Origin of the sequence: Virgibacillus sp. LDC1, assembly GCF_025792345.1 — a bacterium.
Lineage (GTDB): Bacteria > Bacillota > Bacilli > Paenibacillales > Paenibacillaceae > Paenibacillus_AQ > Paenibacillus_AQ lautus.
Genome location: NZ_JAOXLZ010000001.1, coordinates 1,847,793 through 1,863,526 on the forward strand (window position 1 = coordinate 1,847,793; position 15,734 = coordinate 1,863,526).

Annotated in this window: 10 protein-coding genes and 1 pseudogene; 3 read left to right on the forward strand and 8 right to left on the reverse strand. The window is 50.1% G+C overall.

Going from position 1 to position 15,734, the window contains the following annotated elements:
• The first annotated feature begins 92 nt into the window (after positions 1-92).
• A complete protein-coding gene (locus OHJ21_RS08380; protein WP_326113627.1) occupies positions 93-890 on the forward strand; it encodes an AraC family transcriptional regulator in 798 nt (265 codons plus the stop codon).
• A gap of 50 nt (positions 891-940) precedes the next feature.
• Here OHJ21_RS08380 and OHJ21_RS08385 read toward each other — a convergent pair whose 3' ends face one another.
• The 6 genes from OHJ21_RS08385 to OHJ21_RS08410 all read right to left on the reverse strand — a co-directional run bounded on the left by OHJ21_RS08385 (position 941) and on the right by OHJ21_RS08410 (position 10,224).
• The gene (locus OHJ21_RS08385; RefSeq protein ID WP_486019797.1) at positions 941-2,479 is read right to left on the reverse strand and encodes an extracellular solute-binding protein; all 1,539 of its coding nucleotides are present in this window, start codon (positions 2,477-2,479) and stop codon (positions 941-943) included.
• Between the two features lie 32 nt (positions 2,480-2,511).
• On the reverse strand, positions 2,512-3,372 hold the full coding sequence (locus OHJ21_RS08390) for a carbohydrate ABC transporter permease (protein ID WP_486019798.1): 861 nt from the start codon (positions 3,370-3,372) through the stop codon (positions 2,512-2,514).
• Positions 3,366-4,268: an ABC transporter permease gene (locus tag OHJ21_RS08395; RefSeq protein ID WP_326113766.1), complete on the reverse strand. Its 903-nt coding sequence runs from the start codon at positions 4,266-4,268 to the stop codon at positions 3,366-3,368. The genes OHJ21_RS08390 and OHJ21_RS08395 overlap by 7 nt, the downstream gene beginning before the upstream one ends.
• 283 nt (positions 4,269-4,551) lie before the next feature.
• The gene (locus tag OHJ21_RS08400; protein WP_486019799.1) at positions 4,552-6,333 is read right to left on the reverse strand and encodes a sensor histidine kinase; all 1,782 of its coding nucleotides are present in this window, start codon (positions 6,331-6,333) and stop codon (positions 4,552-4,554) included.
• Positions 6,334-6,374: 41 nt separating this feature from the next.
• A complete protein-coding gene (locus OHJ21_RS08405) occupies positions 6,375-7,919 on the reverse strand; it encodes a response regulator (protein ID WP_486019800.1) in 1,545 nt (514 codons plus the stop codon).
• 52 nt (positions 7,920-7,971) lie between these two features.
• The gene (locus OHJ21_RS08410; RefSeq protein WP_486019801.1) at positions 7,972-10,224 is read right to left on the reverse strand and encodes an FAD-dependent oxidoreductase; all 2,253 of its coding nucleotides are present in this window, start codon (positions 10,222-10,224) and stop codon (positions 7,972-7,974) included.
• A gap of 117 nt (positions 10,225-10,341) precedes the next feature.
• Here OHJ21_RS08410 and OHJ21_RS08415 point away from each other — a divergent pair, with 117 nt between their 5' ends.
• Together OHJ21_RS08415 and OHJ21_RS08420 are read left to right on the forward strand one after the other, a co-directional pair.
• Entirely contained in the window at positions 10,342-11,184 is an 843-nt protein-coding gene (locus OHJ21_RS08415) for a helix-turn-helix domain-containing protein (protein ID WP_486021011.1), read from the forward strand.
• Between the two features lie 93 nt (positions 11,185-11,277).
• Positions 11,278-12,067: pseudogene (locus OHJ21_RS08420) on the forward strand (aldo/keto reductase); the annotation flags it as partial.
• Positions 12,068-12,310: 243 nt separating this feature from the next.
• Here OHJ21_RS08420 and OHJ21_RS08425 read toward each other — a convergent pair.
• Complete coding sequence (locus OHJ21_RS08425; protein WP_486019802.1) at positions 12,311-13,570, reverse strand: FAD-binding protein; 1,260 nt, start codon at positions 13,568-13,570, stop codon at positions 12,311-12,313.
• Positions 13,571-14,012: 442 nt separating this feature from the next.
• Positions 14,013-15,731, reverse strand: coding sequence for a response regulator transcription factor (locus OHJ21_RS08430; RefSeq protein WP_486019803.1), 1,719 nt, complete (start codon positions 15,729-15,731; stop codon positions 14,013-14,015).
• Positions 15,732-15,734: the final 3 nt, after the last annotated feature.

The following is a 15,734-nucleotide window of genomic DNA, read 5'->3' on the forward strand; positions in this document are numbered from 1 at the left end:
TAATTATATTTGGCGAACCATCATGTTATAATGTAAGAAAAATCGATTTTCCTTGTATATAATTTCAATCTATGAAAAGGTGTTGTCATGCAATGGAGTTCAGCCGATTTCTGGATCCCGATCTGCAATACCATGTCTACGTGAAGGATACCCCTCAATTTCAGAAAACGCATGACACGTATGATCATTGGGCGTTGTTCATCGTCGAAGAAGGCGCTTTTAATTACAGAATGGGCAGCCAAAGCGGAAGGGCGGTCAAGGATGACATCGTGTTATGCCCGCCCGATCTAACCTTCTACCGGCAAACGGATGGTTTATCGTTCCATCTCATGGGGTTTCAATGGATCAATTCCCTAGAGGAGCCGCCGAGAGCGGCCGATTTTCCGACTTTCGGCAAACTTCGGCTATTGAACAACAAACGCTTCCAATCCACCCTCTCTCAATTTCGCGAAGCCCAATACTTGCATGCAGGGATTGGTCATACGTACAAGAAACATCTTCTCAGGGATCTGCTCTATTTGCTTCAGATCGAGCAATCCGAGCAGCATACGATGACCTTGTTCAGCGAGGATCCGACCCTTGGGCGAGCCCTGCATCTGCTTCAGCAGCAAGCAGAATTCGGCCTATCGTTGAAGTCGGTCGCTGTGGAGCTTGGTCTTACCCAGGTTCAGCTGACAAGACTGTTTACACGCGAGTTCCGCATAACGCCAAGTGCCTACGCGACTAATCTTAGAATGGACAAGGTGAAGCAGCTCCTTGTATACTCTTCGCTTACCCTTGCCCAAATCGCTGAGCACTGCGGATTTACCGACGAACATCATTTAAGCAAAAGCTTCAAAAAGCTGTGCGGCGTCAATCCTTCGTCGTACCGAAAAACACATAGCGTATGATAAAACAGGCCGACCTGCATCGAATGAGGTCGGCCTTTCGTTCCCGTTATTTAGTCCCCGTAACCGAGCGCCTTAAGCTGTTCCATGGCGCTGTCCACTAACGCTTTGTAGTTCATAGACGTTTCCAGCGTCTTGATAAAGTCATCATATTCGGTCAATGGACGTTTATCGTAGATGAACTTCGCGATCTCCTCTTCCATGTACCGGTTCGCATCGGCTGGGTTATATCCCTCTGGATTGTCGATAAATCCGTTCAATGCTTCAATACGGGGTTGATCGTTCGCGAATTCGATTGCAGCCGATTGAGCGGCGAACTTCGCCTGTAAATATTCCATTTCCGGTCTGCCGGTGAATTGGTACAGCCAGGAATGACCAACCTCGCCCGCTTTGTCCGTCATCTTCGGCTTGCCGTCCTCAAGTGTGAAGTGCGTATCCTTCACCCCGAACTGCACGAGCATTGAGCCTCCGTCCGGATTCGAAATATAGTTGAGCAGATCGAACACCCGCTGCAGTTTCTCAGGGTCTTTCTCAAGCGCTTTCGGAATGGCATATCTCCCAGGCGCCGCGCCGATATCCCATGAACCGTCGAATTGTCCTCCTGTACCCGAAGGAGCGGCGATTTGCAGCCATTCCGCATTCGGATTAACGGTTTTGATTTGTTCCACGAACTGCTCCTTCGTCATGTTCGGCCAATCAATATAGACGATGCCCGCCTGCCCTTTGATCGCCTTCTCTTGATGCTGCAATCCGCTATTGGCGAGCAGCTCCGGATCAACCGATCCGGATGCGGTCATGTCCTTAATAAAGGCCAAAGCATCCTTCATTGCCGGTTCATGCAGCGCATTGACGACTTTGCCGTCCTTCTCGTAGAAGTTGCCTGGCATTCCGACGCCGAAGGCTCCGAAAACGGTCGAGAATGCGCTCAGCTTGCCGCCCGTTAGACCGAAGGTGTCCGGCTTGCCATTTCCATCCGGATCGTTCTTCGTGAACGCTTCCGCTACGGAAGCCAACTGCTCCACGGTCGTCGGCACTTCCAGCTTCAGCTTGTCGAGCCAATCCTTGCGGATCCATAAGGTGTTGTAAGGGATTTGCGGAGATTTGGAGATGCTATATACTTTCCCGTCGACCATCCCCTTCTTGACGCTGTCCTCCCCTATGAACGCTACCGTTTGCTCCAGCTTATCCATATACGGCGTCAGATCGAGCAGCAGCCCTTGCTTGGAAAATTGAATTAGCTGCTGCCGGTCGACCATGAACAGGTCGGGAAAGTTCCCCGAGGACATCCGAACGTTTAGTTGATTATTGTAATCGTCCGCTGCTGGATACACGGTCAGGTTCAGGTCGATATTCAGCGCCTTATCCAATTCCTGCTTAATCATGTCTTTATCGGGCGACGGAAGATTGTTCCCCGTCTCGATAATGTCGAGCTTAACCGGTTTGCCGCTAGGCTGCTCCGTCGTTTCCGCTCCGGGCTTGGCGGAAACGCCCGAATGGTTTCTCGGATTATCGCTGCTGTTCCCCCCCGAACAAGCCGTAAGCATGGCTCCCGCTAATGAAACGGCTACTAGCAAAGTCCCTAATTTCTTCATGATCTTAACCCCTCTCTGATTGGTTTCATCGGTTAACCTTTAATCGAACCAAGCAGCATCCCTTTTGTAAAATGCTTTTGAAGAAACGGATAGATCACGATGACCGGCAAGCTCGCAATCATGACGGATGCCATCTGCATGGTCTGCGTCGGCATCATATTTTCCGCGTTCTCGAGCGGCTGCTGGCTTTGCATCAGAATCTCCCGGACGACGACCTGCAGTGGATACAGCGTGCGATCGGTCACATAAAAAATCGCTTGAAAAAACTCGTTCCAATGGCCGACCAGGTAAAACAAGCCAACCGTCAGCAAGACAGGTACGGAAAGCGGCGTAACGATTTGCAGAAGGATGCGGAACTCTTTGGCTCCATCCATTCGGGCCGACTCGAACAGCTCCTCCGGCAGCCCTTCAAAAAAGCTTTTCATAATAAGAACGTTAAAGCTCCAGATTGCATTGGGCAGAATCATCGCCCAGATAGAATCGAGCAGTCCCATCGACTTAACGACCAGATAGGTCGGAATAAGCCCTCCGCTGAACAACAGGGTGAACACGATCAGGAGCAGAAAAAAGTTTCTTCCCGGCAAATTCCGGCGGCTGAGCGGGTACGCCATCAGTCCCGTCAAGACGAGATTGACCGCTGTTCCGATCACCGTAATGAGAACGGTTATTTGGAACGCCTTCGGAATATTGGACTCCGTCAGCAGCGTGCGGTAAGCGGAGAACGTAATTTCCTTCGGGAACAATATGAATCCGCCGTTACGCAGCACTTCTCCGAACGGAGTGATGGAAACGGATACGACATAAAGGATCGGAAGAATGGCGACAAGTCCGCATAGTCCGAGAATAACGTATATAATTGTGTTGAAAATTTTATCATCGAGGCCTCTTACCATATGCCCTCACCCCATTTCTTAGCCACACGGTTAGCACCTAGCACAAGGATGAGTCCGATGACCGATTTGAACAATCCGACTGCCGACGCCAAGCTGAAATTAAGCTGCTGCAGACCGGTTCGGTAAACCCATGTGTCGATGATGTCTGCAACCGGGTACACCTGAATATTGTACAGAATGTAAATTTGATCAAAGCCTGCGTCTAGCAGATGGCCAAGCTTCAGAACGAACAGCAGGACGATAATGCTTCTAATGCCAGGAAGCGTAATATGCCAGATCATTCGCATTCGGCTCGCACCATCCACCTTCGCCGCCTCGTAAAGCGTCGGATCGATACCTGCCATCGCGGCTAAATAGATAATCGCACCCCAGCCGAGATTTTGCCATACCTCCGATCCGACCAGTATGCTGCGGAAATATTCCGTCGAGGTCAGAAACGGGATGGAGCTTCCCCCCGCTTCCACAATCCAGCGGTTGATGAGACCACCGTTCTGGGAGAAGAGCGTCAAAAGAATGCCGAAAATAATGACCCAAGACAAGAAGTGCGGCATGTAGGTCAGCGTTTGTACGATCGACTTCAGCCAGCGAACGCGGCATTCGTTCAGCAGTACGGCCAGCATGATCGGTGGCAGCGTCCCCCATAACAGCTTGTAGAGGCTGATCAACAGCGTATTGGTCAGCAGCTGGCTGAAGTAAGGCGACTCGTAAAAGCTCTGAAAATGCTTATACCACGGATCGACCCACGAGCTGCCCGTTATGCCGTCCAGGATCGCAAAATCTTTGAAAGCGATAATGACTCCGTACATCGGGAAGTACCGAAATATGACAAAATAAATAATGCCGGGCAGCAGCATGACGTAAAAGGCTTTAAACCGCCATGCTAACTTTAAAAACATGAGCAGCCTTGTCCGCGGAGATAACCGTATCCGAGGGGCTGGCGTTAGGCTATGATTGGCTTCCATCGTATCCCTCCCTAGTTTGAATGCGCTTCCAATTAAGGTAAGTATAAAGGTCCTGACATCTTCTCGATATACACAAAAACGTAAAAAATGTAAGCATTTCCTTCATCATCATTAACATCGAATATGGATCCATCTGCATCAATATCAACGATAAATGAGTAAAGGCTGTCACGAATGGTCTGAAGAAACCACGTAACAGCCTTGGTATCGTTTATGGTTAACGCCAAATACCTAATCGTTCGTCGCTTTCCGTCAGGGCGGGCATTTCGACGCGGACAACAGTTCCTGCCCCCTCCGCGCTGCCGATCCGCAAGCCGTACGTCTCGCCGTGATGGATCCGAATCCGCTCATGCACGTTCCGCAGCCCGATGCCCGTAAACCGGTACAAGGAGCGCTGCTCACCGTCCTGATTTTCCAACAGCAGCCTGCTCCGCTTCTCCCGCTTGATGCCTATCCCGTTATCGCGCACATAGAGTCTTAGAACACCCTTCCTCAGCCCGCCTTTCACAACGATAAGCCCGCCGTGATTCGGCGTTAGTCCATGGAAGAGTGCATTTTCTACGAGCGGCTGCAGCGTCAGCTTAAGGATGCGATACTGCAGAAGGTCAGGATTGATGTCAATCATAAACCGATATTGCTCCCCATAGCGCACCTGCTGAATATGCATGTACATTCGCAGCCCTTCCAGCTCCTCCTCAAGCGATACGTATTCCGATTGCTTGTCGAAGCTGAAGCTTAACAGCTTGACCAGCGATCGAATCGTATCGCGCAGCTCGTCGATCCGCTGCTGCTTTGCCAAGCTGCTTATGCAGGCAAGGGTATTATAGAGAAAATGGGGTGCAATCTGGCTTCGAAGCATCTTCAGCTCATATTCTTTCTTCTGCTCCTCCGCATTTTTCGTCTTTTGGAGCAGGCTCTGAATCCTCTCGAGCATGGCATTGTAGCTCTGCGTTAGCCTGCCGATTTCGTCCATTCTCGTAACAGGCAGCTTCGCCACAACCTCAAAGTTGTTAAGACGGTCCATCTTCTCGACAAATCGGCGAATCGGATGCGTGAACGATCGGCTGAGCAGATACGCACTGATCAGTAGCATAATGATCCATACGATACTCGCGGTCCGGTAGTTGTTGTTCAGCCTCTGAAGGTCCTGATAGAAATAATCCTCTTCGATGAACGCCGCAAGCGACCAGCCTAGACGGTTTTTGGTCGACTTCACGGCAACGAGCGGATTCAAGGAATCCCCTTCTATGCCGCTTACGCCGACTTTGAGCAAGGCGAGCTGCCCGCGAAAGCTCTCCTCCAGCTTCGGCGGATACGAGGCGGCTTGGAAGGGGAGCAGCTTATCGCGGGAATCCAGCCGATTAATGACGCTGCCTTCCTTCGTGAACAGTATATAAGATTGATAGATCATCGGCGCAATACGCTCCGTGAGCAGATCGAGATTAAGTTCGGCGACGACGACACCTTTCACCTTATTGTCAGCATCCGCAATGGGCAATACGTAAGCAAGCGTTCGCCCCGACATTGGCGAATCATAAGGTTCGCTCACGTTAATGGCCCCGTAGTTAATAAGCGCCAGCTCATAGAGCTGATTCAGCTTTGGATTGCCGATGATGTCATAAACGACCTGCGAGCTTGCAAATACTTGGCCGTCAGCTCGAATCATGTACAACGTTCTGGCAATGGAGTTGTTAATCCCCGCAAACTTGCGAAGCGTCTCGACGGCTGCCACCTCATTCCCTTCCTCCAGCAAATCGGCGCGGGTCGAGAGTAGCAGCAGCATATTTTCCACATTGTCCAAACTTGCATCGATATATTGATTCGTCCGGCTGACGAGCAGCTCTGCATCGCGAATGACTTGATTCTGAAGCAGACTTTCAGCCTCGTGGAGATTGCGCCAGGCAAGCACTTGAACGAGCAGCAGCGTCACGATGAACAAATAAATAAACTGCTTGGTAGCGAGACCAAGGCTGGCATACCAATGAAACAGTTTCGTCATTTCCACCCTTCCTTCGCGCTCGTTCTCACCCTCCCGTGCTTTCAGCCATTCCGTTTATAGTCCGTCGGCGATACCCCGGTCCAATTTCGAAACGTAACGGTAAAATAGCGGTAGCTCGGAATGCCGACCTCTTCTGCGACCTCATATACCTTCTTATTCGAATGCCTAAGAAGCTCAATCGCCTTCTCCATACGAAGACGGGTAATATACTGATTAACCGTACTCCCCGTTTCCTCTCGAAACAATCTGCTAATATAATGTGGGCTCAGCCCTACCTGCTCTGCGATAACGGGCAGCGAGATCGGCTCCTTGAGATGGTCTTTGATCCATTGCACGGCCAATCGAATCTCAAAGCGCGAACGCGTCTTCCCAAGCTCGGCAGCTTCCATATCCTGAACCATATTGGCGATCATCTCAGCTAATGTTCCTGCATCCATTAATAGCCCCATTCGAGCTGCGCTCAGCACAGCGCCCTCTTGCTGCCTGTGCCAATCAACCTGCCAATGGAGTACCCGCTCCTTCAGTTGATTTGGCTTCACTCGCTCTGCGATGCACCATTCCCTGAATTCGCCAAGCAAGCATTCCTTCAAGCTCGCAGGAGACAATGTTGCTTTTCTCAGCAGCTCGTTTAATTCCTTCGTTTTCTTTTCCGTCAGATCCGATAGAGGCAACGAATGCTGAGTGTACACAGTGCTTTCCTCGGGACATCGGTCGTAAAACAACGCATCTTTCCACTCGTTCGAATAGGCGAGCGCTGATGCAACTTCTTCCTTCGATGTGACCGGTTTGCTAAAAAGGGCATATGCTGTCGCCCACCGCTCCTGCTTGGCCTCTTCCCGATTCAACAGCTCCGTCAAATGTTGAACAACCGTGCGGAGTGACTCAAGAACAGCATTGGGAGAAGTTCTGCCTTCAAGCAGAACAAAATATTCCCGCTCCCTTACCGTCAGCCAAGTCAGCCAGTTTGGATCCCTTTTTTCCTGCTCGATCAGCCTCTGCTGAACCGCTTCCTTCACAGCTAGATAGGCTAATGAAGGAATGTCTAACATAAGCCGTACCAGTCGAATTGGACGATCTTCACTTAGCGTCATCAGCTGCCAATCGGAGCCGGCTGGCTCTTGCCCATGAAGCAGCTTGCCGAACAAGGCGGTTTGCAGCTGCCTCTGTTCCCTTCTCGCATGCTCCTGCACCATGCGCTCCTTGGCGACCGCAGCTCTCGCTTTGCCCATCGCCAGCTTAAGCTCTTCTTCCTCCAGTGACACCTTCAAAATATATTCAAGCGCTCCAAGACGGAGCGCTTCTTGTACGTAATGAAAATCGCTGTGACAGGTTAACAATATGATCTGTACGTTCGGGTGCCGCTTCCGGAGCTCCCGAATGAAAGCAATACCGTCCATAACCGGCATCGTAATATCCGTTATCACGACATCTGGCGTGCGTTCAGCACATAGCTGCATCGCTTCCGAGCCGTTGCTCGCTTCCCCTATCCATTCGGCTCCGCACGCCTCCCATGGAAATATCCGAAGCTCTTGGCGCAGAGGAATTTCATCTTCGACGATCAATACGCCAAGCGGCTTTATGACCATGATATCCTCTCCTTTAGATCAAAATGTAAGCGCTATCATTTTATTTATTCCATTATAGAGCATAGACTCTTATTTCGGCAACCTCCGCGCGTGGTCCTCCGTTTGTTTCGTCGATCCATAGTCTAATCGTATGCGACGAGATGGAACGGCTGAGCTTATGCACTTTTTTGCGCTTATGGTTGTGCTTCTCTTCAGCCAGCGTGACCCATTCCTCACCGATGAGCGCTTCTATCCGATAAGCTCGGACGAGCTCAGGAATCGCTTCGAAAGCGGTGCGGTGATGGTGCAAATTTATTAAGTCTTCATTAACATCGTCGTTAAAGGTGACGTGGATCTCGGCGATCGATTGCACTTCAGCCCACTCCAGCTGCAGCCATTCCGGATTGCCTGGAGACATCGGCTCGGACATCCATAAATGCGGACCGGCGAACGGCCGAATATACCCGTCCGTCACCGCTGCGGCAGCGTACGCTTCCGTATTTGGCGTAACCTGCAAACATAGCGGCTTGCGGTTCCAACGGCGCATGCTCCACTGTACGACCGGCTGATCCGGCTGACGATCCTCTAAAAGAGTCGAGACGATCGGCTTTGGCCCTTTCTCAAAGCACAGCACGCCGGTCATCGGAGAATCCGATCCGTGAAGTTGAATCGCTTCGTTTGCTTTAATAATAAGGAATGCATTGCAGGGTGCATTGGGCTGCCAAACTAAGTCCAGCTTAGCCCACTGCCATGTACCTTCGGCTACTGACACCGATGCTTCAGCCACCATCTGCTTTGGCACGTAATTTTCACCTTTTTCCGTATGCCACAGCTCCACTTCAAGAGTAGCAGCCTTTGCCGCATCGATCAGCAGCGCCACTGATTCAAGCGAGGGATTCACGGGAAACAGGATGCCCAGTTCTTTGTCCAACGGGTGTGTATAGGTTGAGTCCGTCAGCGACACTTTGGTCATGGTGCTGGATGCCGTAATGCGGGCCGATTTGGCGAGATCGTAAGGGTCGTCTGCCGCGATCCCGATAATCGACGCATCCTGCCTGATCATCGTCTGCTGCAGGTCGTTCATATGGTCACGGTGCAACACACGCGGCGATATCCCTTTCTGCACGCACAGTGCGGCACCGCTTCCGGCTGCTTCGCCGATGACGGCACAGGTTGCCATTACCCTCGTCGTACCGAATGCGACGTGAGTTGCGCTGATATCGCGGCCTGCGAACATCAGATTAGTGACGTTGCTGGAGTACAGACACCGAAATGGAATATGATAGATGCCGTCCGAAAATAAATGCTTTGAACCGCTCTCTGTCGAATACATGCCTTGCGGCGGATGAAGATCTATCGACCAGCCTCCGAAGGCGATGCGATCGGTGAAGGGCACCTGCTCGATAATATCGTTTTGGTTCAACACATAATCTCCAGAGAATCGGCGGTACTCCCGTTTGCCAGGGATCGATCCGACCCATTCCAGCGTCATGCGATCGGCATCGAAATTGCCTGAGTTTTTGATATAATCCCATATCCCGTAAATGACCGACCAGAGCTCATCGCGTATTCGTTCATTATCATGCACCGTATCCAGCTCCCCGCCCCATTCGATCCACCAATAGTGGCAGCCGGAGTCGCCGCTGCGAATGATCCGCTTCATCGGGATCGCCGTTTGCGTAATGTCCTTCGCAAAGCTCGGCGGAATGTACTTGACCGGCCGATCGGCTTCCTTCGTATAGAACAGGAGCGTGCTGCCAAGCGTAATATCGTCCGCCGTCTCCGGTGCCCAGTCCTCGTTGTATTCCTCTGCGGCCTCGCGGCCGATCCGATATTTAGCGCCTGTCAAAAAACCCGCAAGGCCATCACCTGTACAATCTATGTACATATCGCTTTCAAACCGGATTTTCCGCTCGGAGCCCATCATCCAGCCCGTGACCGACTTGATGATGCGCTCCTCCTCCGCGCCCTCCGCTTCGACCTCGTGCACATCCGTATTGAGAAACAAGGCAATGTTCGGCTCTGCTCGGACCGTCTCGAGTACGACGAGATCCCATAAATACGGATTTCCATCCGGGTTCCGGAATTGATTCTCGACGAACATTTCCCCCATGATGCCGGTTTCCCTCGCGTAACGCTGCGTACCATGCGCCGTAGCACCGCACACCCACACCCGTACCTCGCTGCTAGAATTGCCTCCGAGTACGGGTCTGTTGTTCACGAGCGACACGGTTTGGCCAAGACGTGCAGCTGCAACGGCAGCGCATACGCCTGCCAGGCCTCCGCCAATAACGGTAATGTCGGATTTTACTAATTCAAACTTCAATCGAATCCCCCCATTCCTAGAATTACTATCATCTTAATCGAGGGGGTCGTTATTTAACATGCACTGCGCTATCATATTGGCATATACTTTATTTCATTCTGGAGGATGATTGCCGTGATGATGTTAAATCGAAGCCCCATCCTATATCCTAGTCTAATACATCATGTCTTTTGGAATCATAAGAAGCAATTTCAATACAGCGTGGATACCTATGGACATTGGGTTCTATTTGCGGTGGAGGGCGGCAGCTTCCATTATGGGATCGGCGATAGCGAGGGTACGGCGCAGATGGGCGACGTCATCGTTTGCCCGCCGGGCGTCGATTTTCATCGCAACGTTATTCATCCGCCGTCCTTTCATTTCATCGGATTTTCGTTAGGCTCTATATCGGGAGAGGCGGTTGCAGGGAAAGAGGCAGAGCAGGACGTCCACCTTCGTTTGGCGGCTTCTGCCTACAAGCCCACCGTCACGCATAAAGAAAGGTTTGCCGATAATTTGAGATGTTTCAAGCGGCAGGACGAAGCTGCCGCGGGGATCGATCAGCGGAGCTATTGGCAAAACCATGCGCTGAACGATATTTGGCTGTTTTGTTTGCAGTCGATAGCAGCCGGCGTGGTTGGCGAAGACAAAGAATCTGCCGATCCTCTGATGGAACAGGCACGGCTCTATATCCAGCAGAACGCCTATAAGGACATGAGCATGCTGGTGCTTGCGGACGAGCTGGGCATCAGTCCCGTCCAGCTCACCCGCAGATTCACCCGAAGCGTGGGGATGACGCCTTCGCGCTATTTAAGCCACATTAGGCTGGAGCAAGCAAAGTCTTTGCTCGTCGATACCCATCTGAATTTAGAGCAGATCGCATTAGCTTGCGGCTTCAACAATGGCTTCTACCTCAGCCGCGTGTTCACGAAGCTGATGAAAGTCAGTCCTTCCGCTTACCGGAAAACGAACCGGGTCTAATGCCTGCCACTTGACATCTGCAGCCGTCGATGAAGTCATATCGGTAATGTAACATTGTTCTTGTAACGGTACGACACGATTAAATACAAGACGATCACCGGTTCGGAAGAATGCGAGAACGCGGTATATGAAGCGCTGATGGCCGGTTATCGCTTGATCGACACCGCCGCCGGTTATCTAAAACGAGGAAGCGGTCGGACGCGCGATCAAGCGCAGCGGCGTACCGCGTGAGGAGCTGTTCATCACAACCAAGCTTTGGGTTCAGGATGCCGGTTACGAGAGTGCCAAGGTGGCGTTTGCCACATCCTTGAAGAAGCTACAGCTCGACTATCTCGATCTATATCTAATTCACCAGCCATTCGGCGATTACTACGGCGCTTGGCATGCGATGGAAGATCTGTACCGCGAGGGCAAGATCAAGCCGATCGGTGTCAGCAATTTCCTGCCCGATCGTCTGATGGACCTCATCGTGCATAACGAAATCTTGCCCTCGGTCAACCAGATCGAAACGCACCCATTCTTCCACCAGATCGAGAGCGCCGCTTTTATGAAAGAGCAGGGAGTGCAGCACCAGTCGTGGGCCCCGTTTGCTGAAGGACTTAACAACTTGTTCGGCAACGAAGTGCTGGCCACAATCGCAGAAAAACATAACAAGTCCGTAGCCCAGGTCGTGCTTCGCTGGCTTGTTCAGCATGGAGTCGTTGCTATTCCAAAATCGGTGTGCAAAGAGCGGATCGTTGAAAACTTCAACATTTTCGATTTTGAGTTGAGCGCAGACGATATCGAACAAATTTCTACTCTCGATACGCGGAAAAGTCTTTTCTTATCATACCGCGATCCGGAAGTAGCCAAGATGATGGGCAATTGGAGAGTAGATCTGTAAACCTAGATCGAACCGCAAACTTACTCTCATCTATTAAGAAAGGACAGGGCGGGGTCCCCTTGTCCTTTTTCTGCACTTGATTGCAAATTTCTAGAATAGTGAACCTGTATCCTGATCTTAGGCTGCATTAAATCATATACCTATTAAAAAACACAGGAGTTCAGATTGAAAACTTTGCAGTAAAACTAAGTTCACGATTTTTATGAACAAATTAGACCATGCGAAAAACTCATTTTGGGACCATCAATGCATAATGTAATGATCCAAAAACGTATTTCGAAACTTCCCTATTGGATCGTATCGAAGCAGCAGCTGACGGAAATCCGCTAACCGCTCATACCGAGCTTGCATCATTTCCGGTTCCATCGTAAACAGTTTCGCCCAATGTGAGCGTGCTCCAAACGGTTCGAGTTCACGTTCTATAAGCGGAAGTAACTGGCGCACACGCGCCCAATCCGGCTTCCATGTAAAATGCAAACCAACACTGTCTTGTCGGTAGCATGGACTCATCCAGTAGGTATCCGAGGCAATAGTTCGTATCTCGGTGATGAAAAGCAGAGGCGCAATTCTATCACTAAGTTTACCTAGCGCACGCATCGCTTCGACCGCATGCCGCCTCGGAACGAAATATTCACTTTGCAGTTCGTTGCCCGCGCTGGGGGTAAATTCCATGCGAAAATGAGGCAACCGTTCGTACCATGGTCCAGGAACGCTTAGCTGCTCGCTACAGTTCACCACAGATTGACCAGGTACCATATGCCGTTTTTCCGGAGCTGGCAAAGCCCCGAAGAAATCGGAAGATGCCTCGTCCTCCCCGTTATTTCCCACCTTTCGCTTAACCCACACTTGATTGAATATGGGCTCTGCCCAATCCGTAAACAAGCTGACGCTGTATGCGGAAGATAAAATTTCGTCTATGCCATGATCCAGTGCAGAAAAAGGTAGACGATCATATACGGTCTGACTTACCTGAAACGAGGGTACTAAGTCCAGTTTAAGCTTTGTGACGACTCCCAGTCCCCCGAGTCCGACAACTGCCCCATCAAACTCGGGGTCTATCCCGCGCGTGAGTACCGTAACTTCTCCATCCGCTTTCATTAGCTCGATAGCACGTACGGAAGACGCCAGGCTTGCATTCAGATCGCCCGAGCCGTGCGTGGCTGTCGCCACGGCGCCAGCCACGCTTATGTGCGGCAGCGATGCCAAATTATGCAGCGCATAGCCATGATCATCTAAATATCGGCACAGATCGCCATACCGAATGCCACCCTCGACGGTTACGGTTCTCTGTACACGGTCGAGATCGATTACCCGATTCATCTTTCGAAGCGAAAGATGGCAGCCCCCGGTGTCGGCAATCCCGTTAAAAGAGTGACGCGAGCCGAGCACGCGTATGCTTGTACGGCTAACTACCAGGTCCTTAACCTCTTCTAGATTTTTGGGCTCAAGCAACTCCATCGAACAGTAGCGATAATTCCCGGCCCAGTTCAGCTTATCTCCCATATGAACTCTCCTATTTAATATGCTGGTTTTGTCTTAAATCTATTGATCATTGGTTTACCTGATTGTCCAAATACAGTTCTTATCTGTCAAACTGAATCGGTACTCATAAACTTTAACAAACACAGGCTATCGCATCTTTGTGTTGATTCACCAGTAATCAACAGGTAAGTCAACTTAAAACTAGGTATTCGGCATCGTGTTCCGCTTTCCTGCCCGTTAGCTTAATGAAAGTGTATGGAAACATAACTAGATACTTATCTAATCTCTGATCTTGTAGTTGCAAGCATGTAGGGCATTATGTCGGTTCAACTATAAGTTAGATTGTTTCGGATTGGATTATATTGCTACGGATATTTCAAGAATGAAGAATCGGCTGAACCCCTCACCCCGCTGACGCACTAGATGAGGAGCAACAGCTCTATCCACCCCACCTGGCATGCCGCTATGGCTTTTGGATCAAATGCTTTTCCTTGTATTCCTGCGGTGAACAGCCGGTAGCCTTTTTGAAAAAACGAGTAAAAGAGGAGGCGGTTTCGTAGCCTACACGGCGGGCAACTTCACCGATTCGGAGATTCTCGCTATGAAGTAAACGCTTCGCTTGCATAAGACGGGAGGAGTCGATAAACTCCGTCAGATTGTTTCCGGTTTCCTTTTTGTAGATGCGGGATAAATATGACGGATTCAAATATACTTGTTCCGCCAATCGCACCAACGACAGGTCTTCATCCAAATGATTCCGAATGAATTCCTGCAAAAAATCGATGATATGATCCGCGCGTTTTTTCTGCTCTACTTTTTGCATGTCAAACAACACAGACGATAACTCCGTCAAATATAAGGAAGCTTCGCTCCAGCTGTCAAAAAAATCGATCCGCATCAGTCTGTTTTGACCCACCTGAGCTTCAATTTTCTCATTGAGTGCCCATCGATTGATATAGGACATCAAATATAAGGACACGGTGTAATAAATTTCCTGGGCAAAAGCATTATTCTTCGTGCGAACGTCTCTGATAGGAGCAAGAAGCAGCTCCAAGGCTTCAAAATACTTACTCCTTTGTCCTGCCTCCAGATATTGCTCGATAAGCGAAAGATCGTTGGACTTAAGCACCCGCGCAAGCCTTTCTCCTTCGAGATCCTCTTCCTTCAAACCCTGAACATTGCCTGCCTCATCGGGTTCATCATGACTAACCACATCGTCGATCAGAAGAACTGTATTTTCGAGTCCGATCCGGTAATTGAGCAAGTGGTGGAGCGAGTGATACTTATTGGAAACCGTTTCCCACCCATCCGCTTGGCTGCCGATTGTAAAGCTGATCGGAATTCCGATATTTTCCTGGCATGCCGACTGGATGACCTCCAATATTCCTTTAAGGAACGACACTGTTTTATTGAACGTCTGCAGGATCGTCTCCGCATTCTCAATACCGGTAGCGGACAACGACTCCTTAGGCTGAATAAAAATCACGAATCTGCGACTATCATCCAGCACAATCACAAAATTGACACGGGTGGCTAAGTACCTGTGCATGATTTGACGTACGGCATAGATTTGCTGCATCTTCTGCATATAACCGGTAGAGTCGGGGAATTTGTCGATCTTGCCCACGACCAGGGCAACCGGCCACTTAACATTCAGCGGGATCGACAATTCTTCGAACTGTGATTGGCTGGCTTGCAACCCGCGGCTGCCTTTTAACATACCTAGAAGATAATCTTCTTGAAACAAATTCAGCGCTATGTTTATTTGCTCTTTGGCCTCCCGGATCAAATCTTCCGTTTTAATTTCTTGGCGGATTTTTGATACGGTCTCTTCGACCACCTGAATCACTTTGTCGATATTCTCGGTCTTTAGAATATAGCTGACATCCTGATACTGAATCGCTTTGTATACATATCTGAATTCACTGTGTCCTGTTAAAAAAATCACTCTGCACTGAGGCCAGCTTCGAAAAATCTCCTCCATGAGCTGCAAACCATCAATGTGGGGCATGTCGATATCGGTCAACACGATATCAATTCTTGTACGGTTGAGCCACTCGATGGCTTCTTCTCCACCGTAGGCTTTATAGACATCGAGATCCAAATGGTCAAATCCTCGAAAAATTTCATAAAGATGATTCACTATGATCTCTTCGTTATCAACAATCAGGAGTCTGTACATCCC

Excerpts from the sequence above, each read along its gene's own strand:
- OHJ21_RS08380 (WP_326113627.1), top strand. The coding sequence starts at position 93 with ATGGAGTTCAGCCGATTTCTGGATCCCGATCTGCAATACCATGTCTAC.
- OHJ21_RS08385 (WP_486019797.1), bottom strand. The coding sequence starts at position 2,479 with ATGAAGAAATTAGGGACTTTGCTAGTAGCCGTTTCATTAGCGGGAGCC.
- OHJ21_RS08390 (WP_486019798.1), bottom strand. The coding sequence starts at position 3,372 with ATGGTAAGAGGCCTCGATGATAAAATTTTCAACACAATTATATACGTT.
- OHJ21_RS08395 (WP_326113766.1), bottom strand. The coding sequence starts at position 4,268 with ATGTTTTTAAAGTTAGCATGGCGGTTTAAAGCCTTTTACGTCATGCTG.
- OHJ21_RS08400 (WP_486019799.1), bottom strand. The coding sequence starts at position 6,333 with ATGACGAAACTGTTTCATTGGTATGCCAGCCTTGGTCTCGCTACCAAG.
- OHJ21_RS08405 (WP_486019800.1), bottom strand. The coding sequence starts at position 7,919 with ATGGTCATAAAGCCGCTTGGCGTATTGATCGTCGAAGATGAAATTCCT.
- OHJ21_RS08415 (WP_486021011.1), top strand. The coding sequence starts at position 10,342 with ATGATGTTAAATCGAAGCCCCATCCTATATCCTAGTCTAATACATCAT.
- OHJ21_RS08425 (WP_486019802.1), bottom strand. The coding sequence starts at position 13,570 with ATGGGAGATAAGCTGAACTGGGCCGGGAATTATCGCTACTGTTCGATG.
- OHJ21_RS08430 (WP_486019803.1), bottom strand. The coding sequence starts at position 15,731 with ATGTACAGACTCCTGATTGTTGATAACGAAGAGATCATAGTGAATCAT.